This window comes from uncultured Holdemanella sp. (assembly GCF_958348295.1).
GTDB lineage: Bacteria > Bacillota_I > Bacilli_A > Erysipelotrichales > Erysipelotrichaceae > Holdemanella.
In genome coordinates, this window is sequence record NZ_CATVYQ010000034.1 from 1 (window position 1) to 23,950 (window position 23,950).

A 23,950-nucleotide genomic window follows, 5' to 3' on the forward strand; every position below is an offset into this window, starting at 1 on the left:
AGTTTCCTTCATAGTTGCCAATACCTGTTACTGTTACTGTTACTGTTCCAGCATTGATTACATCTTTACTATAAGATAATTCGTAATCTGTACCTTCTACTAATGTTCTATCCGTCTTAGTATCTGTAACTGTCGGTTTATTCTTGTGTTCTTCACCATCATACTTAGAACCTTCTGGAGCCGTTACTGTAATACCAGTCTTCTTTTCTTCTGGAGTATCTGGTCCATCTGGAGTAATTGACTTAGGACTGATTGTTAATGTTCCATCTTCGACTACGAATGTTACGTTATCAAAGCTTGCACTTGTATTACTGAATTGTTGTGCAGTAAGGTTCATCTGATATGTACCAGCTGTAGTTCCTTCAGCCTTAGCTTCACCTGTAAATCCAATATCGTTTTCTTTATACAACTTGTTAGAAATATTTGTTACTTCATAACCTTCTACTGAATGTGGATTGCCATCATAAGTTGCAGTATCTTCGTGACCTTTTATTGTTACCGTTACTTTATCTGTTACTGGAGTAATAACAAGCTGTCCATCTTCTGCAATTTCAAATTTAACATTTGAGAAGTTTGTGTTGTTGTTAACAAACTGAGTTGCATCCAAATTCATTGGATATGTATTAGCATCTTTACCAGTAGCCGTTGCTTGACCATTTAACGTAAAGTCTGTTGAGCTATAAAGTGTATTGCTAATAGAATCTACTGTATATCCACTTACACTTTGTTTTTCTCCATTATAAGTTACAGTATCTTTATTACCTTTAATTCTTACTGTTACTTCATCCGTAACTGGAGTAATACTCAATTTACCTTCATTCTTAGTAATTGAATAGTTATTAGCATTAAACTTATCTGATGTTTTATAAGTAATTGTATTTGTTACTTCACCTTCACTAACATTTTTGACAGATCCAGTTGCCTTAACTTCTTTTACTTCATCTTTAACAAATCCATTAGTAATTGTTACATCTGGTCTAGTTAATGGAGTTCCATCATAAGGCTTAGAAGCTGTTTCACTCGTTAATGTAACTTCACGCTTAGAAATTGTTAATTTTCCCTTAGTCACATTTACGATTACTTTATCCGTTACATCAACACCGCCTTTAGTAACTATTGCTGTATCAGTAATCACAGTTTCATAAGTACCAAAGTTTGTACCCTTAGCTTCAGCTTTTAAACCAGTTACTTCATATCCAGCAGTAACAACTTCAAATCCTTCAACCTTTTGTTCTTCACCAGTATATTGAAGTGTATTACTATTTGCGGTAACTTCAATCACAGTTTTCTTAACCCAAGTTGCATATAAATCATTACTTGAATCTGCATTCACTCTGACTCTGTCACCCACTGCATATTTAGCATTACCCTTTCGAGCATCTTCCATTGATGTTGCCCAACCAGCAAAGTAGTAATCTTCACCTGGCGCTGAATAGTGTAAATTAGATGTACTTTTTAAAGTAACTTCAACGTTATTCAAAATCGCATCGCTCTGATCTTCACCATTACCATTACCAGGATGATAATTTAAGATTGCTGAAGTTTCTGAATCACCAAATACAGCTGTTAAAGTGATCACATTCTTGTCATCTGCCAAATCTTTATTTACTTCAAAGTTTTGACCAGGCTGATATACATTATTACCATCTAATTGCCAACCTAAGAATTTCTTACCATCTTTTGTCACACCATTAGCAACTGTAGCTTTAGCACCACCCGCATAAACATTGTTATCTTTTGGAGCTTCTACACCATCTGCTACATACTTAACTGTAAGCTTACCATTGTATAACCACTTACCAATAACGTTAGTATCTTTTAAGATTGGATCATTCGCATTGAATGCTTCAGTCGTCATATGACCAGCACCATCTGCTACATACCAACCTGCAAATGAATATTCATCCACTGTAGGAATACTTGGCAATACTGTACTAGCAATCGTACCAGCTGCAACTTTTTTAGTACCCTTATCTACTGTACCTTCAGGATTATTCAAGTTATAAATTAAGCTGATCTTCTTAGCTGTCCATTTTGCGTATAGCGTAATATTCTGTGCTGGCATTGTCTTTCCATTAAAGACATATTTTTCACCCTCACAAAGTTCATTATCGTACCAACCATCAAATTCATAATAATCTGGTAGTGAACTTGGTCTTGCAGGAGTATAGTTTTCATTTGAAATACTCTGTTCATACTTCTTCTCTACTGATTTATCTTCTTTACCATTATTGATAAATTTGATTTTGTAAGAATTACGAGTGTAATAGAATTCTGCATCTTTGTATTTACCGCCTACATCAGGATTTCCATGATCATATTTAAATCCTGCAATCGCATAACAGTCCTCTTTCCCAATTGTTGGATTGCTATCCATTTTGATTGTATCTGTATGATGTAATTCATAACCCGTATCTTCTATATTTCTTACATAATAATATGCTTTATAAGTGTAATAACCACTAGTACTCCATAACGTAGAGTCTTTCATTGGCATCGTACTTGTATAGGCTAAATATTGATTATTTCCATAATACGAAGCTTTGATTTGCCAGTTACCGTTTCCTTTATATGTAGGCCATTCTTCTTTTGAAATACTTTGACCCCATTTTTTTGTGATTGTTGATAAATCTGTACGTGAGTTCTGTCTTTCTTTAAAATGCATTGTATACGTTTTTCTCTTGTAGTATACATTTACAATTGTCGAACCATCACCCTTGATTGTTTTTTGTTCAATTGTAGTTGCAGTAAAGACTTTATCATTTACACTTTCACCAAAAATATTTTTACCATCCACTGTATAAGACTTCGCTACAGCTGTTGTTGTTGCACCAGTCAAGCCCTGTAATTCTTGAGATTCATGGAATGCATATTCATCATCATCCGCATTTTCCCACCAGTGAATAACTGTATAACTAACTTTTGCAGCTTTCCAATGTGCTGTTAAATTCATTGGAGAAGTAACTGTTGCACCATTTTCAACCTTTGTTAAACCATTGTACCAACCATCAAATGAATAACCTGGCTTTGTAGGAGTTGTAGATTTATCTAGGACTAGATTGTCACCGTGTAATACGAATTGAGAATCAACAATAGATCCACCATCTGAATTAAATGAAATCCAATAGCCTGCTTTAATAATTGCGTATACATTTACAGAAGTTTGATCTGCTGGAACTGAAATCTTATCTGCAATATTTGTAGTTCCATTCTTTTCAGCTGCCCAACCAACTAATTTATGAGTTGAATCAACATCATAAGATACAGTTGTAAAATCATGTGCTTCATGATCTCCAACTTTTTCTGTACGCATAATCTGCGATCCATCTGGATTTAAGAAGTATACATATAATGCTGCTTCATATCTAGCTGTAATTCTACGTGTTGTAGTTTCAGTAATTTCAGATTGTTTACCAAAACCAGTAAATGGATTACCAGCTTCATCAACCCAACCCACAAATGCTTGTCCAATAGCATCTGGAGCTGTAGGAGCAATCAATGTATCCCCAGACTTAACAATCTGTGTACTTACTGTTGTACCATTCGCAACAAAGTTGAATGTTGTTAATGGTACTTGATTTTCACCAGTAATAACATAAATTGAGAAATGGTTTGTATCAAAGCTTTGTGTATTTGTAGCAACTTCCGTTACTGTATTTGCATCATTCGTAACATGATATACATTGACTTCTTCACCAGTTACAGCTACATTTTCAAAACTGATATTAACCAATCCATTTGGTTGAATTTCAACACCATCTTTATTTTGAATTGTGATATCCAAAGCTACAGCCGATTCAACTTCTTTATTCTTTTCAGAAACAGTTTCCTCAACTGCATTTAAGATAGATTTACGAGTGATACGTTTTACAACAAGTTTAGAATCTCTTGGTAAAACACCCTCAGCTGCTGTCGCATGAACAACAACATTACCAGCTGTTTCACTTTGAATAAATGCAGGATACTCCGGCAATTCCTCTTTTACTTCCGTTTCCGAATCCGGGTCTGCCTCAGCATCGTCATCATTTTTTCTTCAGTCTTAGGTTGTTCTGTCGTTTGATGATCTGTTTCAGTAGTCACCTTTTTATAAACAAACTGAACACTTGCCAATTCTGAAGTCACATTTAGACTTACTTGATCAGCACTTGCTGCATGAGAATTATTGACGATTACATCTTTTAATGTATAGCCATCAAAATTCAACATAACACTACTATCTGCATTTAAGCTATAGTTTAAATCGAAATTACGATATGTAGCTGCCTGTAAAATTGTTCCATCTTCAGCCACATAACTTAGCTCTACAGATTTCGTTTCTGGCGCTGCAACCTCATTTGTTTCCTCTTCTTGTAATTCATTATTATTCTCTACAGTAGTCGTTTGCTCCTGTTGTGGTTCAACAGGCTCTTCTTCTGCATTTACATAGTAAGAGTTTGCTAGTCCAAACTGGATTGCCATCGCAAATGATAATACAATTGCTGCCGCTCTCTTTAAGTTTTTTAGCATACAAAGTCCTCCTTTTTCTAGTTCTGATTGAAACCCCTTTCATCATCTGGTTATAGTATAGACTTTAGAAGTTTATACTTTGGTTATATTATTTAAAAAGCATCTTTTTATTATAAAAAAGATCTATTGTCCTTATGACAATAGATCTATATTGTTATTTACCTGAACTACCTAGTTTTCCAGCCATTCTTTCCGACTCCATAGACTGAAGTTGTTCAAAACTGATTTCTTCACTTTCTAACTGAGGCATACGCAATAATACGCCCTGACAAATCGCCTTTTCATAAGGATAAATTATCGCATCTTCCTTATATTCTACATCTTGCTTTTTAATAACCACACGCTTTGTATTCAAGTTTGTAACTGGCGCCATATACTCACCACGATACCCAGAATCAATAACACCACTTCTTTGTGCAATACCCTTAGTTCCTGTTGAACCACGTTCTTTTAAAATCATCACAAACTCTGAATCAAATGCACTCGCAACACCTAATGGAACTAATTTTGTTTCATGCGGCTCAATCACCATATAATCTTCTTCAAAACATGGATATAAATCATATCCTGCATCCTCATAACGCTTTTGTGGAACTTTAGCCTCCGGCTTAACCTTTGCCCAATATAATTTATTCATAAATCTCCTTCTTGTATATTTCAATTAATTGTTCTAATGAAAATCTAGCATTTGCACTGGAAGTCGAAGGACAATACACTGTTTGAATATTCGGAAAATATTTCTGCATCGTATTATAACTTGTCTTTCCATTACAAATAACCTTTTCAATATTCTTATATCTATCCAATAATTCCTGTATATCATTTGGCTCTATATCTTTGATTTCACTATCCGCACTCGTCTTTCTTATACACGAATGACAAATATCCCAAAGCGCAATATGCGATATTTTTAATAATTCTATCTTATCATTTTCTTGATACAGACTTTCTAGTATCTTCCAAAACCTATTTGTCTTATTCGCATAATACATCTGTTCCTTTAGACTAATCACACTTGGCATAGAACCCAAAATCAACACTCTAGAATCCTTAAATACAATGGGATCCAATCCAACTATTCGCTTACACATGTTCCATAAACATCATAAGACTTGGCATCTGTGATCTTTACCTTCACAAAAGTACCCAACTCTAATGGTTCTTCACTTGTAAAGATGACTTGACCATCCACTTCGTCCGGTGCATCTGCAGCACTTCTTCCACGATAACGATCCACCAAGCCTTCTTTTTCCTCAACTAGAACTTCAATGACCTTACCAATCTTTTCTTGATTCTTTTCTTTTGAAATCTCTTCCTGCACAGCCATCAATCTAGCCAAACGAGCATTTTGAACTTCCTCATCAATCTGACCATCCATATCATAAGCAGGTGTATCCTCTTCTTTTGAATATGTGAAAGCACCCATACGATCCCATTTGATTTCCTTAATAAAATCTACAAGCTCTTCAAATTCTTCTTCTGTTTCTGTAGGGAAACCAACAATCATAGTTGTACGCAAAGTTGCATTAGGAAACATGGTATGAATCTTATCTACAACCTTTAATACATCTTCCTTTGGACCTCTACGATTCATTAATTTCAACAAACGATTGTTCGCATGCTGCATTGGAATATCAAAATAAGGAACGATCTTTTCACTTTCACTCATGGCCTGCAACACATCATCCACAATTTCATCTGGATACATATATAGAACACGAATCCAATGTAAACCTTCTACCTTTGATACTTGACGCAACAATTCTGGCAACATTAATTCACCATAATTATCCAAACCATATTTTGTAGTATCTTGGGCAATCAAAGTTAATTCCTTCACTCCAATGCTTGCCAAATAATTGACTTCTTCCATGATATCCTCAATCGTACGAGATCTCTGATCTCCACGAATCAAAGGAATTGCACAATAAGCACAACGATTTGAACAACCATCACTGATCTTTACATAAGCCTGCCAAGGATTTCCTGTAATCACTCGTTCTGCCTTATCCAATAATGTATCTGAACCCAAAATTTTTTGTAGCTGACTAGCCAAAGTGTTATATTCACGAATTGGGATAACCGCATCAATTTCCGGAATCTCTTCCTTTAGTGTTTCCGTATATCTTTGTGCTAAACAACCACACACAATCAACTTCTCTAAGTTACGCTCTTTATATTGTGCCATCTTAAAAATAGTATTGATACTCTCTTCTTTGGCACTCTCAATAAAACCACAAGTATTCACGATAATAGCTTGTGCATCCTTTGGATTTGAAACAATCTCATGACCACCCCTTTTGATCATACCCATGATTTGTTCTGAATCCACCAAGTTTTTACAACATCCCAACGATACAAAACCTATTTTCATTCTTCATCTTCTCCTTTTCGATGATAAATCATACGACCTTCTAACGCAAAAACACGAGGTCCAAAATGGCCCGGCTGCGTTGTATCTAAACTTTGCTTCATCATATACATACGAGCATCTAGATTATCTAACAAAGTCAATACTTCTGCTTCTGGAATCATAGGAAGAACAGGAGATCCAAATTCCATCTTTCCATGATGTGATAAAACCATGTGTTTCAATAGTAAAACAATCTCTTTATCATTTACACCTAGCTTTTCAGCTACACGATCCAAACGATTATTCATAATACTGATGTGCCCCAATAAATTCCCCTCATTTGTATATTCAGGAAGTACTGGACCACTCAACTCATCAATTTTACCAATATCATGCATCAAGATACCTGCAATCAACAAACTTTTATCCAAGAATGAATATTGTCTACAAATATCCAATCCGACACGTGCCATACTAATTGAATGATAGGCAAGTCCTCCTACAAAATTATGGTGATTTCTTGTAGCAGCCGGGTATGTATAGAATAAATCTTTTGTTTCTTCTAAAACCTCTTCAACAACACAATATAAATTTGAATCTGTGATTTCATTCATCAATGATTTTACTTCTTCTTCCATCTCGGCACGAGTCATAGGAGCAAGTCTTACATAATTAGAAATATCTTCATCCTCTAAGACCGTCATCTTTCTTACACGCAACTGAACTGCATTTCTATGAATTATTGAATCCCCAATAACTTCTACAACCTGTCCAGCTTTATATTGTTCAATCTGTTCATTGGTAAGATTCCAAAATTTCGCATCCAATACACCTGTCGCATCTTCTAAAATCAAAGATAAATAGGGTGTATCCTTCACAGTTTTACCCTTGTCACACTTTGAAATCAAACACTTAATAGCTACTTTTTGTTCCTGTGTAATCTCATTAATTCTCATTCATTTTCCCCTTCCAAAACTTCTTTTATAGCCGATATATTAAATCCTTTACGAACACAATACGTTTGAATCTTCTGATTACGCTTAGGCTGATCAAACGTCGCATATAAACGCTTAGCTTTCGCAATCGTTCTTTGTAGCGCCTCATCATCATTCTCTTCCAATTCGATTGATTCGGACACTTGTTTAGCAATCTCAAACGAATATCCCTTCGTAACCAATTTATTGACTAACGTCTGTCTTTGCATACGACTCGACTGCTCCTTGATGGAATGTGTTAAGCGACGCGCTAATTTGATTGCATTGCTACGCTCTGTTTCTTCATCAAGATTTATCAAAGCCGCATCAATCATATCCTCATCAATACCTGCTTTTTTTAACTTTGAATAAATTTGCATTTTAGGCTGACCATACGAATGCCATGCCTGCGCCTTATCAAATGCATAATCTTTATCATCAATCCAATGACGTTGAATAAATTCATTTACAATTTCTTGTGCTTGATCTTCATCCAAGCTCAAATATTGCTTACCATACTGCACCATCTGATAAGACGTATAATCATTTGAAAAAACTCTTTTCTTCATCAATTCAAACGCTTTATAGAATAACTGCATATCCAAATAATTGTCAATCAAATAAGCATCTAACATTGTATCCTTTGTGATCTTCAAATCAAAGAAATCATCTGTAGGGATCATCACTTTAATTGGTTCATTATCGCAATCACGAACTACAGTTAAACGAACAAAATCATCCACCATGCGAATACGTTCCACATGATAAGCACGCTTATAATCATCAATTGCTTGATTATAAACACTCAATGCTTTATGTGCAAACATACTCTCTGTATAAGGAGCTGTTTTTGAAACACAATAATCCCTTAATGCATCTCTTTCTTCCTTAGATTTACTAAAGAAAACATCCCACTTTTGACTTAGTTCATTGGCATCATCAAAATAGTATCCAGACTTTCCTTCATCCACCAAATCTTTCAACACTTCATCACGACGACCAAAGACTAAAAGTCCACTAGCCAATGCCTCAATATATGTCATACCCTGTGTTTCAGAAAGACTTGCCGACACAAAACAATCAAAAGCTGCATAATAGTAGGCAATATCTTCCTTAGGTATTTTGCCAGTAAAATGCACACGATTCTCTACATTATATTTCTTAGCGAGATCCTGATAATACTCCATATCCGTACCTCCACCTACAATGACTAAATGTAAGTGTGGATCCTTATTTTTACAAATCGCTTCGATGGGAATCTCAATCGCCTTTTCCTTGGCAATACGCCCTACAAAGACAACAATATGATCTTCTTGGCTAAAACCCAACTCTTCACGAATACTTTGAACCCTTGTTTCATCCAAATTTTTACGATCATATTCCGATAAGTCCAATCCAGTTGGAACAATATATATAGGTGCAATCACACCATATTGAATCAATGCCTGCTTTGTCTTTTCACTAGGTGCAATAACAGCTTGAGAACCATTGGCCATGACACGTGAAAATGCACGAATAAAGCTTTTTCCTAATTTTTCTACCGAATCAAATTCAAGTGGATTAAAATAATGCGTATAATCCTCATACATTGTATGATACGTATACACAATTGGAATATGTAATGCCTTAGCCATTTGACGACCAAACATACCAACGCCTGCCTCAGTCTGAATATGAATCACATCTAGATCCATCTTTTCTATATAGGCATCTGCCGTAAATTGTACTGGACTTGACATTTTATATCCATAAAACTTTTTGATTTCAAGACCCGGCAAACGAAGAATATGCCCATCTTCATCTTCCGCAATTTTTACTCCCTTATGATTTGTGATAATAAACACAGTGTGTCCTAACTCTTCTAAAGCGTGTTTAAGGGTTGCCACACTTGAAACAACCCCATTAATATCTGGTAAATATGCATCTGTAAACAATCCAATTCGCATATGCTACATCCCTTCTAAATCAATTTTACTTTCTTTTCTTTCGTAATAATTCTTAACAAACACAAACAAAATTCCACCTATAATCAACACAATATGATAGGTTGAAAAACGCCATAATACAAGTACAGCACCCGTTAAATTTTTCATTAATCTATTAAACAATAATGAAAAGACAACTTCTGTACCACCACTTGCTCCAGGAATTGGAATAAAGCTATTTGCCATTGTCACAAAGCTTGATAAGGCCATGACATCAATAAATTCATCCATTTTAAGCGGAATATGCAAGGCTAATGCGATCACAAAAGGTAAAGAATAATAGAGTGATAAACGTACAATATTTATACATACACAAAGAAAGATACTCTTTTTATCTTTTGCGAGTACTTTTATTTCCCTTGTAAAACTCGTCACTTGTAAAGTCCATGAATCCAAAGTTTTTTCTGGATTCTTTAAAATATGGATTTTAGCTAACAACTTAACCAAAATACGCGAAAGCTTAATATAAACATTTGGAAATAACGCAATGGTATATAATGCTACAACAACCACCGCATTTATAACATATCCCAACAAGATAATATTGAACCATGCAGACTGAGCACTATAATATGCAAAGCGCAATAGAAACAAAACAGATACATAAACCATCATTGTCGTCTGATAAATAATAAAATCAGCCCACAACAAGCTTGCCCCATCACTCACTTTGATTCCCTGCTTTTTCATAATATAGGCTTGAACAAACTGTCCACCCGTACTACTCGGAGTGATTCCCGAAAAGAAAGAACCAATAAAAGCCACAAGAATTCCTTTGAATGGTGTATAGTGCTCTGTATATTTTCTACCTAAAACATAATATACAAATCCCCAGACCACAGTAAAAAGAACTCCCCACAATAAAATAACGACAAGGCTTATTAGATTCATTTGTGAAATGCACTTTAAAACTTGTTGAAAATTATCCTTTAGAGCAAACCACAGGGCAAAACCTGTCAAAGCTAGAATAAGTAACAAATTTAGTGCGTATTTCTGCTTTTTCATAAAAAACCCCTATTTTTTCTTATTTAATAATTCCTCTTGTTTATCCTTATAAGCACTCAAATAGAATTCTCGCCACATATTCAATACGTGTTCTTTTGAATAGAATTCACTCAATAAACGACTTTCATTTTGATACTTCGCATATACATCTGAATTGTTTTTCAATTCTAACAGACATTTTTTAAATCCCTCATTATCATCTGCATGCATATAACGATCAAATAAAATATCTTTATATAAATCTAAATCACGAAGCACTAATGGAACATGTAAGTTCACAGCTTCAAGAATAGTCATTGGAAACAATTCATTATAGCTTGGCACAAAAAGTACATCCGCCATATTATACAGATCCACCATTTCTTCTCTTGGTACAATGCCTAAAAATTTACAGTTTTTTGGTGGATTTTCCTGTAACTTCTTTAATTCTTCATACCCATCCGTAATGCGACCAAACGAAAAGCCTCCAGCCCATACAAATTGTACGTCTGGCATTTCTTTGGCAACATTCACAAAATCAAGTACACCTTTACGCGTTTGTACCTGTCCTGCACCCAATACCACAAAAGCATCTTTGGCTACACCATATTTTTCTCGGATTGAAACACATTCCTTTTCGGATTTACGATAGAATTTTTCCTTTGATACATAGTTAGGAATATAATAAATTTTTTCTCGATCAATACCATATTCTACTAATGCATCAATAAAGCTTGGATTTACAACGACCAAACGATCTGCACTCTTATAGAATTGAATCAAATAAGAACGGAATACATTCAATAATGGTGCCGGAATCTTTAAACTACCTTCTAAAGTATCTGGTAAAAAATGACAATAGGCTATATTAGCGGCCTTATGATTTTGCATCTTTACATAGAAAGTAGGATCGACCGTATGAAAATGTTGAATATCTGGAGTTTTGATCCAGTTATTGATACCCACTTCAAAAATATCACTAGCTCCTTCTTTAATTAGATTGACCTGTTCTTCGTAGGCACTACCCACTCCTTGGCCATCCACTTTATCTGCACTTGAATACATTATAATTCGTATTTTATCTTCCATAAAAATTACACTTCTTTCATCCTCATTATTATATCGCATCTACTATTTGTATGTCCAACTTTCAAAAAAGCAAATGAAAAGCCCCTTTAGCGGGGCTTCTCAAGAAAGTTTTAAGAAAGGGAATTTGATTATGAAGTGAGCCACTATCTTTGGCTCAACAGTATATTACTAAACAATAAAGTGATAGATGTAGTTATATTATGTGAAATTATGTTAACATATGACACAATTATTGTTATTTTTAGTTAATATCATAATAAATTAAATCAAAATATACAAATCTTTACTTTTTTTCGTACAAATCAATCTTCTTTAATACACTTTTCTTCCCATTTCTATGAGAAATGAATCCTAAAACAGTAAATAAACCCGATAAAATCAAACCAATCAAAGCAATCCATTTAGCTACATTACGTACGCTCATAGGAATATTAGGAAACATTGGATCTGTCATCCCTGACCATCCCCAATATGTAACAGCACCAAAAGCAAGTGTTAGAATAAAGGCATTTCTGACCATTCTTCCCACTTTTAATACCATTTCATTTTCTCTTTGGATGACTTCTGCAAGCTGATCTCTTTCTTTGCGGCTCAAACTCATAATTAACGCTCCTTTTCAAATATACATATATTTATTATAAGAAAAAAAGACAGGCCTAACAAGTTAAGCCCGTCTTTAATTGTCTTAAATGATTATCCTAAGAATCCTACAACAGATCCTACGAATCCGATAACTACGAACAATAACAATACTTTAATTGGAGTAATGTTTTTCTTAGCCATCAACCACCAAGCAAACAATACGAATAACATTGTTAAGATCTTAGGGAAAGCTCCATCTAATTTAGATCCTAATGTTACGTCTGATAATTTACCAGTTTCTGCATCATAAGATTGTGCAATTACATAGTTAGTTGAAATTGATACCCAAGAAGCTGCCATCGCACCAACGATAACTTGTCCCATAACCAATACTGATTCACGGAACGCAGTTGCTTTTTGTCCTACTAACAATTCAACAGCACTACCACCTAATTCATAACCTTTGAAGTATACGAATTTTTGGAACCAAATTGAAGTTGCGTTCCATACGATGATATAGAATAAAGGTCCTAAAGGTGATCCACCTTCTGCGAAACCTAATGCGATACCTAATAAGATAGGAATGTAAGTACCAACGATCAATGAGTCACCAATACCTGCCAAAGGTCCCATTAGACCTGCACGGATACCGTTGATCATTTCATCATCGATTCCTTCAGCTCCGTTTGCACGAGCTTCTTCCAAACCAGCTGTGATACCAACTACGACTGATCCAATCTGAGGTTCAGTATTGAAGAATGGGTAGTAAGTAGTCATTTTTTCTGATTGTTCTTCGCGAGTAGGATATAATTCCTTAATAATTGGAAGCATTGACCACATGTAACCAAATGTCTGCATGTGTTCGTGTGAGAAACATGTTAAGTTTCCATACCACCAACGCCAGAAAGAACTATTTAATGTTTTCTTAGAAATCTTTTTCATAATTAAATGTCCTCCTCGTCATCATAGTCTGCAGATGCACCACCAACAGCACCTGTAGCTTTCATCATTGTCATTTGGTAGTTAATCAATGCGAATACACCACCAACTACTGTAGCAGCAATTAATGTTAATCCCATAGAAGCAGCTAAAGCGAATCCGAACATGAAGTAAACCAAGTCAGAAGTCTTAGATACTACTGATTTTAACAAGATACCAATACCTACTGCAGGAAGTACTGATCCTACTGATAAGATAGCTTTTACATACCATACATTAACATTCAAACTTTGGAACAATTCAGCTACGGCTCCAGATCCATAGTAGCAAAGTAAAGTAACTGGCAAGAATGATAATACAAAGTGTGAAATTAGTGGGAGAACAACATCAACTTTTCCTAAACAATCTAAGTTTCCTTTATCCAATTGAGCCCAGCCCCAGTGTTGCCAAATAAGGTTCATCATAGCTGTTCCGTAGAATAAAGTAATACCGATTACACCAGTCATGGCTGAGATACTAGATGCTAAACCACGAGCATCAGTTCCTCCAAAATCCATACCAGCAGCTTTTGCTCCAACATAAGCCAATGGAATACCAATGTAACTTACAGCACGTAAGTCAGATGCGACTGTTCCACCAGGTGTAACCAATGCGATCCACATTACCTGCATTGGAATACCAATTTGAATACATCCAGATACATCACCTAGGATCAAACCTACGAATAATGATGCAACCAAAGGACGGTTCAAAGTGTAGTTACCTACTGTTGTACCTAAGCAAGCGATAGTACTAGCTGCTGTACAACTCATAAGTCCGATTAAAATTGCTTGTAACCAACTCATTATAAATCTCTCCTTTTTTTCTCTCTATTATCTTAATTTGTTTACTATTCCCACTATTAGTAACCAAATTTAGATCTAAATTTGTCCCAAGTACCGATTGCAGTTTCTTTTAATAACGCAAACAATACTGTGTAACCAGCATTTGTCAAAGCTTCACATGCTTCAGCTTCTTCTTGAGTAATTGACTGGTTTTGACCTAATTTTGTAGCTCCTGGACGATCATTACATGGTCCGATAACTACTGTTTTAACATCGTTAGGTACGAATCCATCGTCTACTAACAATTCTTTCATATCTACTGGGTTTTTAGTAATTAAGAAATATTTTTTATTAGAATTCTTAACTGTTTCTGCTTTTTCTCTCCAGTGTTCCTTTGTCCAAACAAATACTTTCTTGTCTGTACTAGCCTTGAATGACTGTGTCAATACAGGTGTAGTTGCAGCTTTGTCGCTAACTGCGATAATTCCATCACAAGGGTATTCTTTAGACCATCTTGTAACAATCTGACCGTGGATAATACGATCATCAACACGAATAAAACTAATCATTATATGTCCTCCTTTATTCTGTTTATGCCTTCGCTATATGCGTTATAGCCAAATCCTATAGATCTTCGTCGTCATCATCAGAAGCAACTGTAAAATCAGTTAATCCTGTGCGACCTTCGCTTAATAATGTATCTTTTAAATCTTGCACATTATCAAAGTTGTCTTTCATTAATACAGCAGTGATTGCAAGAGGCATATTCATACCAGCAATTACTAAAGTATTTTGTAGCAATCCTTTTTGATCCAATACATTCAATGCATTTGTGAATGGAGATCCACTCAAAATATCAGCTAATAAAATGACTTGGTCATCTACTTTGAAATCTTTAATCAATTCAGCAAAGTTAGATGCGAATTCGTCTGCGCTCATTCCGTCCTTTAAGCTTGTAGACAATACATCTTCACGATCTCCCGTCATCATTTTAACGGCACTGTGTAATCCTGGTGCAAATTCGCCATGACTTACCATAACTACATATTTCATTATTTTTCCCTCCGCGTTTCTTATTTACTCATATTTTATAATAAATATGTTAATGTTTTCAAGTGTTATTACACATAATTTCACATATTTTAGCGACTTTTAAACATGAGTATCACATAGAATACACATTCATTATAAGCCTATTGTAAACCTTTTCAATTTCCATATGTCACCACTTTTAGATGACAAATGTCACTTCAAACAAAAAAGGCTTAGACAACAAAACGTCATCTAAGTCCATAATCAAATTTATGTTTATTTAAACCCATAAAACTCGTAATTTACAACATTATTCACTAAATAAGAAGTCAATCTTCCATTTTTATCTACATTAAAAGAAAAATTAACCGTTTGATTCCCCGACTTCATCAATACAGTATATAATTTTCCCTTTTTTGTTTTTGTGATGACACCCTTTTTACAAGCTTTTCGAAACTTTTTTGCTTCTTTATTAAAACTTTTTATCCAAATATCCACATCACCTAATTCATCTTGATGCTCTTTTACATACTCATTGGTAAGATCCGCAAAATATTTTTCTTCATTAACCAATTCATATAATATCATCGCACGATAGCCTGATTTACCTAAACTTGGAATGTCTGCCACATTTCCATCTTCATCTTGATGTGTTGTTGTCCAATTATCAAAGGGAATAGAATCTAAATTCTTTTTAAAATTTTCTTCACTAATCACATAAGCCCACTCATTATTGTCATGCTTTATATATTTAAAACAAACTTCTCCACTGCCATCATCCATTGGATAATTATTAATAACTTCGATATATTGATTTGGTGTTTCCCCATTATAAATGGTACAACGCAACTCTTCCCCATCTCCATACACATCGGCTACTGTATATTTAAAAGAATTTAGTTTATCAAGTTTATTAACCGCCTTTTTAATATATGGATAAACATCTATTGTATTATCTGATTTGGCATATACATGATAAGGTGTCATACACACCATGATTAGTGCTAAAAATACACATAATAATCTTTTACATTTTTTATTCAACTCAATACCTCCAAAAAGGCATAGCCAAAGCTATGCCCTTTACGTTATAAAATGTTGTTTTGTTTAATCCATTGATTCAACATAGATTCAGTGATTGTTTGTACTTGAGGATTCAAATCAGAAACGAACTCTCCATCTTTTACATAATATACAGAAGGCGTATATTTAAAATTTGAAAAATAAGGACGTATCCTTGCCAAATTGTCATTAGGAGTCGCATTCTCTTCATGATCTAGGTTAACTTCATAGATAGTTAGGTTATGTGTAGGTAGCCAGTTATCCAATAGTTCATGAAAGTCTTTACAGTAACCACAATCTGTTTGTGTAATCATCACCACAAACGTATCCTCATCATCAAATTTTTCCACCATCTTATCAATGTTGATTTCTTTGATTGTTCCTGGTTTTGATGATTCTTGATGAGTTTGACATCCAGTAATCATCACAAATGCCATAAGTAAAACAATTATTTTTTTAATACACTTCATATACAACACCTTACTTTAAAGAATATATTCTCCTAATATAGGAGAATATATTACAGATTACTTTTTATTTTTTACTTTTTTTAAACCTTTTCCATTTTCACGCTTACGATAAAGGATCGTTGCGATACCTGCAAGAGAAGCAGCACCAACACCTAATGATCCGAACAATCCAGCTTTATTTTCGACGCCTGTATTTGCGTTAGATTGTCCCTTGCTAGGGTTTACTGTTGTTGTAGTTCCTGATCCAGGTTTTGTAGTTGTTGATCCACTACCTGTTCCTGGTTTAGTTTCTGTTCCACTTCCTGTTCCTGGCTTAGTTTCTGTTCCACTTCCTGTTCCAGGTTTATCTGGAGTAGTAGGTGCGTTAGGTTTAACAGCCAACGCTTTAACAAGTTGTTTGATTACTTTGTTAGCATCATCACGATCTAATTCTGGATTAGCCAATGCTTCTTCACCTTTTGCGATTGCAGCTTTGATAGTTTCTTGATCTTCTTTACTGTAATCTTCTAGGTTCAATCCTTTTAAGATATCTAATGCGTATTGGATAGAATCTCTTTGATCTTGTGTAGTTAAACCATTTTGTTTGTATTTTAGATTTGCCTGTGCATCTAATAATGCATTAACTAATGCATCAATTTCTTCATTATTTGCTGGATCAGCAGCCTTTGCAGCTTCTAAAGCAGCATTAAATGCAGCCAATTCTTCATTATCTACACAATCTTGAGTTTTTACTCGTTCTGCCAATTCAATTGCTGCAGTCAATTTTTCTCTATTCAACTTAGTTAATAACTTGTAAGTATCGCTTAAGTCTTTGATTTGAGGTTTTAATAATTCTTTTTTATTGATTGGATCAGCCATTAAATTCTTTGCAATTTCAACTTTATTTTTGAAAAGAGTAAATGCGTCATCTTTTACATATAAAGAATCATCCATTTGAACAAATCCATTCAACTCATCAAGATTATTTTGAATAAGTTCTAATTCTGACATTTCAGCAGCAAGCTCATAGTAAGCCATTTGTAATTCTTGTTCATCACCATTTAATGCATCTGTTGCTTTTGCGATAGCCTTTGTCAATGCATCTTGAAGAACTACATTTTCATATTTTACTTTGTTTGCTTCATCAATCAATTGTTGTAATTGAGCTTGACCTGGAGCATTTACAGTAACTGTAACTGTAGCTTGTACTTGATCATTTGCTTTCGCAATGATATTTACTGTTCCATTGGCAACAGCTGTAATTTTTCCAGTCGCATCCACTTTGGCAATTGACTCATCTTCACTTGACCAAGTGACAACATCTGTTGTTTCAGTTGGAGAAAGAGTCGCCTTCACTTGCGCTGTTTCATTAACATTTAATGTTAATTCCGCTTTATCCAATGTAATACTTGTTGCAGGAATTGCTTCTTTATGCAATGTTCCAAACAATTTGATTTCAGCAGCTGAAGCATAAGTATTCAATTCATTTCCTAAAGACTCTAATGCTGTAAAACGAACATAACGAGCTTTAGTTACATCAAATTTAACTTTCTTGAATTCACCCTTATTCACTAACATACTTCCATCGTGTTCGAATGTTCCAACCACAACAGTCTTAAATTTCTCGCCATCCAAGCTTGTTTCAACCATATATTTTGTGATATCGCCATTGCCACTACCTGGACGAGGAAGATAATTCAATTGTTGAACGTCATACTCTGCACCTAAATCCATTGTTACACCTTGTGGAAGTGTGTGTTGTCCATTGTAATTTGAGTGCCAAATTGTATTTTCATCACCATCAAATGCATTTTTAATTATATCACCATCAATTGTTGCTTCAGAAGTGGCCGTTACTTTTTCAGGGTCAATTGTGATTTCAGTTTCACAATCTGGTTGTCCTTCATTAGAACCCTTATATTCTAGAGCCTGAATAGCTTTGAATAAATTAATTGTTTGTGCATTCACTTCTGTTTGTGTTGCATCTTTATCTTTTAATACAGCTTCTGCAGTTTTAACCGCTGCTTTTAATGCATCAATAGAAGCCGTTGTATATAGATTCTTGTTTTCGATTGCTTTATTTGCTTCATCTAATTGTGCTTTCAAATCATCGACAACAACTTGACCAGCTACTACATTGATTTCGAATGTCTTCGTAATCTTTTTGCCTTCTTTATTTGTACTATTTGAAGTAATTGTCAATACAGCTTTTCCTTGTTTTTTCGCATGTAAAGTATAGTTGTAGTGATCACCATCGACTGTACGAATAACTGAAACAACTTCTGGTTTATCACTTTCAACAGAATACAATCCATTTGTTACATTTTCTGGAAGTACTGTAGCTTTAAATGCTTTTAATTGACCTACACCTATTGTAGAAGCATTGTTTTCATCGAATACAATATCTTCTGCATAAGTAGCTTCATTTTGATAGAATTCTACTTCATCAATATTTAATTTGTATTCAAGTCCACCTTGACTGTTCAATGCATTTAATTTGATTTTTTCAGCTTGCACTGGTGCATCAAAATGAATGTTGAAACCTTGTTTAGAATCTACGGCTGTAATAGAGTAGTCTCCAAGTTTTGTTTCTTCTTCACCATTAACTGCATACAATTCAAAGTCTTTTAATGCGCCTGTATTAATATTTGTGCCATCTACACGAACACGAATAGTCATGTCTGTGATTGTTTTTTGTCCATCAAAGTTGAATAATACCCAATAAGGAACTCTTGCAGGAACTTCATCTCCATTATCTCCCCATTTGAATTCGAAACGGTTTGCATCTGCACCCCATTTACCATCAATCAACTTATCTACACCCATTCCAGATTGTAATACACTTTCATCTTGACCTTGTACACTCTGTACTTTGATTTGTGAAACTGTAACATCTGGAGTTTTAATATCTTCACTAGCAACAGTTGGATTAATTGCATTCAAGTTGTTACTTACAAACATGTATTCAGAAGCATTGAAATAGTCTGGTGTTAAAGAAATATCGCGCTTTGCAGTAAATGTTACTGTTACAACATCTTTTGTACCTGAAATAGATTTCTTACTTCCACTATTTGTATATGTGAAGTTTATATTTCTATTAACTGCAGCATTGTTTTCAGATTTCTTATAAGCTATACGATCAAATTTATATTCTCTCATATTAGCCGTAGCTAAAGTAGCTGATGTGCCTTTGAAAGTTAAATCATCTGAGTTATAACCAATTTTTCCACCAATAGAGTAAACATTCTTCATATCTACACCTGAAATAGTTAATGTAACTGTTTCACCTGCAGCATAATCAGTCTTATCTAATGATGTAATCAAAGAACCTTTTGGATCCTTTGAAGGTGTTTTTACTCCACCATCTAAATGAACCATTGTTTGAGTGATATCTTGTGCATCATAATAACCATTCTTGTTGTAATCTGAACGTTTTACCTGATCCCAAGTTGGATCGCCATCTTCTAGACCTACATAGTTTTCAATTTGTGTAGCATCATTTTCATCGATAACACCATCATTGTTAGTATCTCCAATAACGTATCCTTCACTTCCATCTACGATATATGGTTGAAGTTCTGCAGCTGAGAAGAATCCACCTTTTGACTTCTTAACAACATATTTGATATAACGAGCTGATGTTCCTGTCATATCGATAGTCTTAGTATCTAAATCTGACATATCTTTAGAGTATGTCCAATCTGATTTTTGTTTACTTGAATCATATGATAATGTCCAGTTTACCCCATCAATAGATGTATAAACATCCATTCTCTGTACAGTACCATTACCCTTATTATCATTACGAGGAGTATAGTCAATACGCTCTAAATCGTAAACTTTCTTCAAATCATAGATCAATCCTTGATCTTCAGTCACTGAATTTGTTGAGTGGAAGAATGTACCATAATCAAAGTCTAAAATGTTACTCAATTTACCCCATGCATCACCATAATCCCAAGATACTTTAATATCTTTTGGTACATTACGATATGGATCTAGTGCAGATTCCACTTCGATTGGATCACTCCATTTTGAATATCCATCTTTATTTCTTGAACGCACACGATATGTATGTTTAGAGTGATATTCAAGATCTGTATGCGTATAGCTTGTTTCTGTAATTCCAGATTGAATCATTCCATCTGTTTCTACTTCATATTCAGTCGCATCACTAACTGCATCCCATTTCAAAGGAATTGTTGTTGGAGTAATGTTTTCTTCGTCTGCTTTAAAGTTAGCAGGAGTTTGAAGATTTTCATTTAATTCATCTTTATCTAAATTTCCATCATTCACAAATCCATCTACTGTTAATTCGATTCCATTTGAGCTTACATTTGTCTTTTCGAATTTTACATACAATTTAGGAGTTGTTTTGATTTCAGTCTTTTCAAATTCTGAACCCTCTGTCGCAAATTTGTTTAAGTTAGGCTCTTTATTGTAGAAATATACATTTCCTGTTGCACTATCGAATTCTTCTTGAGATTTAACTTCTTTTAATTCAACCTTTGAAGATCCAACTTTTCCTGTTAATGCCGTAGGTTTTTTACTTACATTTACAATAAATGTAGTTTCTTTATTTGCATCATATCCATTGTAGCTACCCTGACTTGCTTCTGCTCTTAATATGGCTTTACCATCTTTTACAGAACTTGTGTAATGAGTTGTTACATTTGATCCGTAGTTAACTTCTTCAAGGTTAGAGTTATCTACTGTATTTCCTTCATCTTCATATTGAGTATATTCAGATTCTTTGTCTGGATAGAATTCAACTAAACGTTTTGATTTATCCACTCCACCTTTGTTTGTTTCCGTTTTAGCTGCAGCATTGTTATGCGCTTCAAACATTGGAATAATTGCACCATTCTTTACAAACAATGGCATTTTCCAAATTGGAGCATCAAAGTTATTTAATGTCGTTCCACCACGATATTGTTTTCCTGTAAAGTAATCGATCCATACTTGGTTTGAATCTGGTAAATAGATACCATTTCTAATATCATTTCCATCCTTATCTGCTGCTGTATTTTGATATACTGGAGCCACTAAGAAATCTTTACCAAACATGAACTGATATTGCATGTTTTTACTATATGTATTCGCATCTTCTGGGAATTCCAAGAACATTGCACGAACTTGTGGTTTACCTTTTTCACTGCCTTCTCCTAAGTTTGCAGAAGTATATGCAGTTGAATAAATGTAAGGCATCAATTGAGATCTAAGTTTTAAATACATACGGTTGATTGATGATGTTTCATCTCCAAATACGTATGGTTTTTTAGGATAACTTCCCCAACCATCCATATCTAAAAGCATAGTTGTGAATGTTTTCCATTGAATATCACGAGCTTGAATAGTTGAACTTCCGCCGAAAATCCCATCAACGTCGCTTGAAACGTTAGGGTTACCACTTAAACTTTGACCAATATATGTTGGAATTTGGAAACGAATATATTCCCAGTTTCCACCTGTCTGATCACCCGTCCAGATACCACCATATCTTTGTGTTCCAGCCCAACCATCAAGCGTAACGATTGTTGGTCTGTTCTTAGTTTCTGCTTTGGAAATAATGTTATAAGCTTTATTGATTCCATCTAAACCAAAGTCATATCCTGAACCAACCCAGGCAACATCCGTTTTTAATGTACGAATTCCACCATTGTAAACTTCTTTTTCAAAGTCACGTTGTAAATGCACTGGCTGATTTGGATCTGGTGTTAATGAAGATTGTGTCCATAAACCTGTTCCAACACCTTTGGAATTTGCGTAGTCTGTAAAGCTCTTTAAGTTTGCGATATTATTATCCAAATTTGCATCGTCTGTACCATATCCACAACCATATCCATCATTAGGTAAGAACCAACCTAACTGCATATCGTATTTTTCATATTGATCGATTACAGCACGTGCTGAAAATTTATAATCTGTTTCGTTCGTTCCGTTTAATGATTCAAGAACGCCGCCTTGTTTAATTTGTCCACCATTGTTTTTTTCTGAATATTTTACTTTATCATTTACAGTTTCTAATGGTGTAGAACCACCTTCAACCCATTCGTCACGGTTATAACAGTTTAAGTGACCTAAATAGAATGCTTCTTCTGGGAATAAAGCTGGGTTTCCTGTTAATTTGAAATATCCTTGTAAAACACTTACTGGTGTATCGCCTACAAAGTAATAAGCATCCAAACGTTTTTCTGAATGTGTTGCTTCTACTTCGTTACTGTTTTTCTTACCAAAGTCATAAACACCTTTTTTAAATGTATTACGAACTACACCATAACCATTTGTTGACCAGAAGAATGGGTTTGGACTGGCAACGCCGCCACTTACCCAGTTGTTTTCGTTAACAATATTGATAGATTCTCCCGTATGGATAAAACGTCCGTTTTGAGTTCCTCCACCAAAGAAGTTTTCACCACTATTTTTTACAAAAGTCTGGATAGTGCTACCATTTTTATATTGTACGGGTTGTGATTCTTGCCAAACAACAGATCCGTCTGCACGTTTTAATGTCATTGTAGCATCTTCTTTAGATACTTCTAAAGATACACCATCTTTCACAGCAATTGTGTATACTCCTGCATCATTTGTAACTGTAGGAGTTGGTTTTGAATATTCACTTGATGAATCGCTTTGTTGAACAATACGACCTGTGTGATTACTATTGTTAGGTGTAGCATATTCTTTAAAGCTTTCATCTTTTCCATCTGGTTCCATATCTAAACGGAATAAATTATTTTCTAAAAATGTAATACGAGTTTTTTCACCATTTACATGGTTGATAGTGACTGTGTTATTTTCTACAACAGGCTCACTAACTGGAGCACTCACAAATGTATATCCATTCTTTGGAACATTTGCAGTTTCTTTTTTTACAGTCGTATTTTTTGTTTGAACAGGTTCAGTATTAGCGAAAACACGAACCGGTGAAGCCATAGCTGTCACACCCTGGCTTAAAGTAACCATAGAGGCCAATAAGGCTTTTTGGCTATTTTTCATTTATTCTTCTCCTAAACTTAAGTTAAGTTTCAGTAGGAAGTTGACAACAAAGCGTTCAAGACCAATACAAATATTTTTGGAACGCTACTCCAAAAATAGACGGAATTTGTATAAATATGATATATTCCAATAACCTTTTAATTTAAGTAAAAATAAACTCTACTTTTTAAAT

17 protein-coding genes are annotated in these 23,950 nt (G+C 34.6%); all 17 read right to left on the minus strand.

Going from position 1 to position 23,950, the window contains the following annotated elements:
- Nucleotides 1-3,973 (minus strand): InlB B-repeat-containing protein (locus Q3907_RS07185; RefSeq protein ID WP_301897810.1); only part of this gene is annotated, 3,973 nt, incomplete at its 3' end.
- Between the two features lie 8 nt (nucleotides 3,974-3,981).
- On the minus strand, nucleotides 3,982-4,506 hold the full coding sequence (locus Q3907_RS07190) for a hypothetical protein (RefSeq protein WP_301897811.1): 525 nt from the start codon (nucleotides 4,504-4,506) through the stop codon (nucleotides 3,982-3,984).
- A gap of 154 nt (nucleotides 4,507-4,660) precedes the next feature.
- Complete coding sequence (locus tag Q3907_RS07195; protein ID WP_295561457.1) at nucleotides 4,661-5,143, minus strand: dUTP diphosphatase; 483 nt, start codon at nucleotides 5,141-5,143, stop codon at nucleotides 4,661-4,663.
- Nucleotides 5,136-5,597 (minus strand): DNA-deoxyinosine glycosylase, encoded by a 462-nt coding sequence (locus tag Q3907_RS07200; RefSeq protein ID WP_295644916.1) that lies wholly within the window; start codon nucleotides 5,595-5,597, stop codon nucleotides 5,136-5,138. Before Q3907_RS07200 ends, Q3907_RS07195 begins: the two co-directional genes overlap by 8 nt.
- Nucleotides 5,582-6,880, minus strand: coding sequence for a 30S ribosomal protein S12 methylthiotransferase RimO (rimO, locus tag Q3907_RS07205; RefSeq protein ID WP_301897812.1), 1,299 nt, complete (start codon nucleotides 6,878-6,880; stop codon nucleotides 5,582-5,584). Before rimO ends, Q3907_RS07200 begins: the two co-directional genes overlap by 16 nt.
- Nucleotides 6,877-7,815: a 3'-5' exoribonuclease YhaM family protein gene (locus Q3907_RS07210; protein WP_301897813.1), complete on the minus strand. Its 939-nt coding sequence runs from the start codon at nucleotides 7,813-7,815 to the stop codon at nucleotides 6,877-6,879. Before Q3907_RS07210 ends, rimO begins: the two co-directional genes overlap by 4 nt.
- Complete coding sequence (locus tag Q3907_RS07215; RefSeq protein ID WP_301897814.1) at nucleotides 7,812-9,779, minus strand: RecX family transcriptional regulator; 1,968 nt, start codon at nucleotides 9,777-9,779, stop codon at nucleotides 7,812-7,814. The genes Q3907_RS07210 and Q3907_RS07215 overlap by 4 nt, the downstream gene beginning before the upstream one ends.
- A gap of 3 nt (nucleotides 9,780-9,782) precedes the next feature.
- Nucleotides 9,783-10,823 (minus strand): lysylphosphatidylglycerol synthase transmembrane domain-containing protein, encoded by a 1,041-nt coding sequence (locus Q3907_RS07220; protein ID WP_301897815.1) that lies wholly within the window; start codon nucleotides 10,821-10,823, stop codon nucleotides 9,783-9,785.
- Nucleotides 10,824-10,832: 9 nt separating this feature from the next.
- On the minus strand, nucleotides 10,833-11,930 hold the full coding sequence (locus Q3907_RS07225) for a glycosyltransferase family 4 protein (RefSeq protein ID WP_295644930.1): 1,098 nt from the start codon (nucleotides 11,928-11,930) through the stop codon (nucleotides 10,833-10,835).
- Nucleotides 11,931-12,174: 244 nt separating this feature from the next.
- Nucleotides 12,175-12,492, minus strand: a complete 318-nt coding sequence (locus tag Q3907_RS07230; RefSeq protein ID WP_117992847.1) for a hypothetical protein — start codon at nucleotides 12,490-12,492, stop codon at nucleotides 12,175-12,177.
- Nucleotides 12,493-12,584: 92 nt separating this feature from the next.
- The gene (locus tag Q3907_RS07235; RefSeq protein ID WP_301897816.1) at nucleotides 12,585-13,415 is read right to left on the minus strand and encodes a PTS system mannose/fructose/sorbose family transporter subunit IID; all 831 of its coding nucleotides are present in this window, start codon (nucleotides 13,413-13,415) and stop codon (nucleotides 12,585-12,587) included.
- A 2-nt stretch (nucleotides 13,416-13,417) separates the two neighbouring features.
- A complete protein-coding gene (locus tag Q3907_RS07240) occupies nucleotides 13,418-14,257 on the minus strand; it encodes a PTS sugar transporter subunit IIC (protein WP_118011074.1) in 840 nt (279 codons plus the stop codon).
- Nucleotides 14,258-14,313: 56 nt separating this feature from the next.
- Entirely contained in the window at nucleotides 14,314-14,805 is a 492-nt protein-coding gene (locus Q3907_RS07245; protein WP_301897817.1) for a PTS sugar transporter subunit IIB, read from the minus strand.
- 55 nt (nucleotides 14,806-14,860) lie between these two features.
- Nucleotides 14,861-15,289, minus strand: coding sequence for a PTS sugar transporter subunit IIA (locus Q3907_RS07250; protein WP_278729234.1), 429 nt, complete (start codon nucleotides 15,287-15,289; stop codon nucleotides 14,861-14,863).
- A gap of 255 nt (nucleotides 15,290-15,544) precedes the next feature.
- Entirely contained in the window at nucleotides 15,545-16,312 is a 768-nt protein-coding gene (locus Q3907_RS07255; RefSeq protein WP_278729232.1) for a hypothetical protein, read from the minus strand.
- Between the two features lie 44 nt (nucleotides 16,313-16,356).
- The gene (locus tag Q3907_RS07260) at nucleotides 16,357-16,800 is read right to left on the minus strand and encodes a hypothetical protein (RefSeq protein ID WP_278729230.1); all 444 of its coding nucleotides are present in this window, start codon (nucleotides 16,798-16,800) and stop codon (nucleotides 16,357-16,359) included.
- 57 nt (nucleotides 16,801-16,857) lie between these two features.
- Nucleotides 16,858-23,778 carry a discoidin domain-containing protein gene (locus Q3907_RS07265; RefSeq protein WP_301897818.1) on the minus strand — a complete coding sequence of 2,307 codons (6,921 nt, stop codon included), beginning with the start codon at nucleotides 23,776-23,778 and terminating at the stop codon, nucleotides 16,858-16,860.
- Nucleotides 23,779-23,950: the final 172 nt, after the last annotated feature.

Coding starts and splice junctions, on each gene's coding strand:
- Q3907_RS07200 (WP_295644916.1), bottom strand. CDS start 5,597: ATGTGTAAGCGAATAGTTGGATTGGATCCCATTGTATTTAAGGATTCT.
- Q3907_RS07235 (WP_301897816.1), bottom strand. CDS start 13,415: ATGAAAAAGATTTCTAAGAAAACATTAAATAGTTCTTTCTGGCGTTGG.
- Q3907_RS07245 (WP_301897817.1), bottom strand. CDS start 14,805: ATGATTAGTTTTATTCGTGTTGATGATCGTATTATCCACGGTCAGATT.
- Q3907_RS07220 (WP_301897815.1), bottom strand. CDS start 10,823: ATGAAAAAGCAGAAATACGCACTAAATTTGTTACTTATTCTAGCTTTG.
- Q3907_RS07210 (WP_301897813.1), bottom strand. CDS start 7,815: ATGAGAATTAATGAGATTACACAGGAACAAAAAGTAGCTATTAAGTGT.
- Q3907_RS07240 (WP_118011074.1), bottom strand. CDS start 14,257: ATGAGTTGGTTACAAGCAATTTTAATCGGACTTATGAGTTGTACAGCA.
- Q3907_RS07260 (WP_278729230.1), bottom strand. CDS start 16,800: ATGAAGTGTATTAAAAAAATAATTGTTTTACTTATGGCATTTGTGATG.
- rimO (WP_301897812.1), bottom strand. CDS start 6,880: ATGAAAATAGGTTTTGTATCGTTGGGATGTTGTAAAAACTTGGTGGAT.
- Q3907_RS07195 (WP_295561457.1), bottom strand. CDS start 5,143: ATGAATAAATTATATTGGGCAAAGGTTAAGCCGGAGGCTAAAGTTCCA.
- Q3907_RS07225 (WP_295644930.1), bottom strand. CDS start 11,930: ATGCGATATAATAATGAGGATGAAAGAAGTGTAATTTTTATGGAAGAT.
- Q3907_RS07215 (WP_301897814.1), bottom strand. CDS start 9,779: ATGCGAATTGGATTGTTTACAGATGCATATTTACCAGATATTAATGGG.
- Q3907_RS07190 (WP_301897811.1), bottom strand. CDS start 4,506: ATGCTAAAAAACTTAAAGAGAGCGGCAGCAATTGTATTATCATTTGCG.
- Q3907_RS07230 (WP_117992847.1), bottom strand. CDS start 12,492: ATGAGTTTGAGCCGCAAAGAAAGAGATCAGCTTGCAGAAGTCATCCAA.
- Q3907_RS07265 (WP_301897818.1), bottom strand. CDS start 23,778: ATGAAAAATAGCCAAAAAGCCTTATTGGCCTCTATGGTTACTTTAAGC.
- Q3907_RS07250 (WP_278729234.1), bottom strand. CDS start 15,289: ATGAAATATGTAGTTATGGTAAGTCATGGCGAATTTGCACCAGGATTA.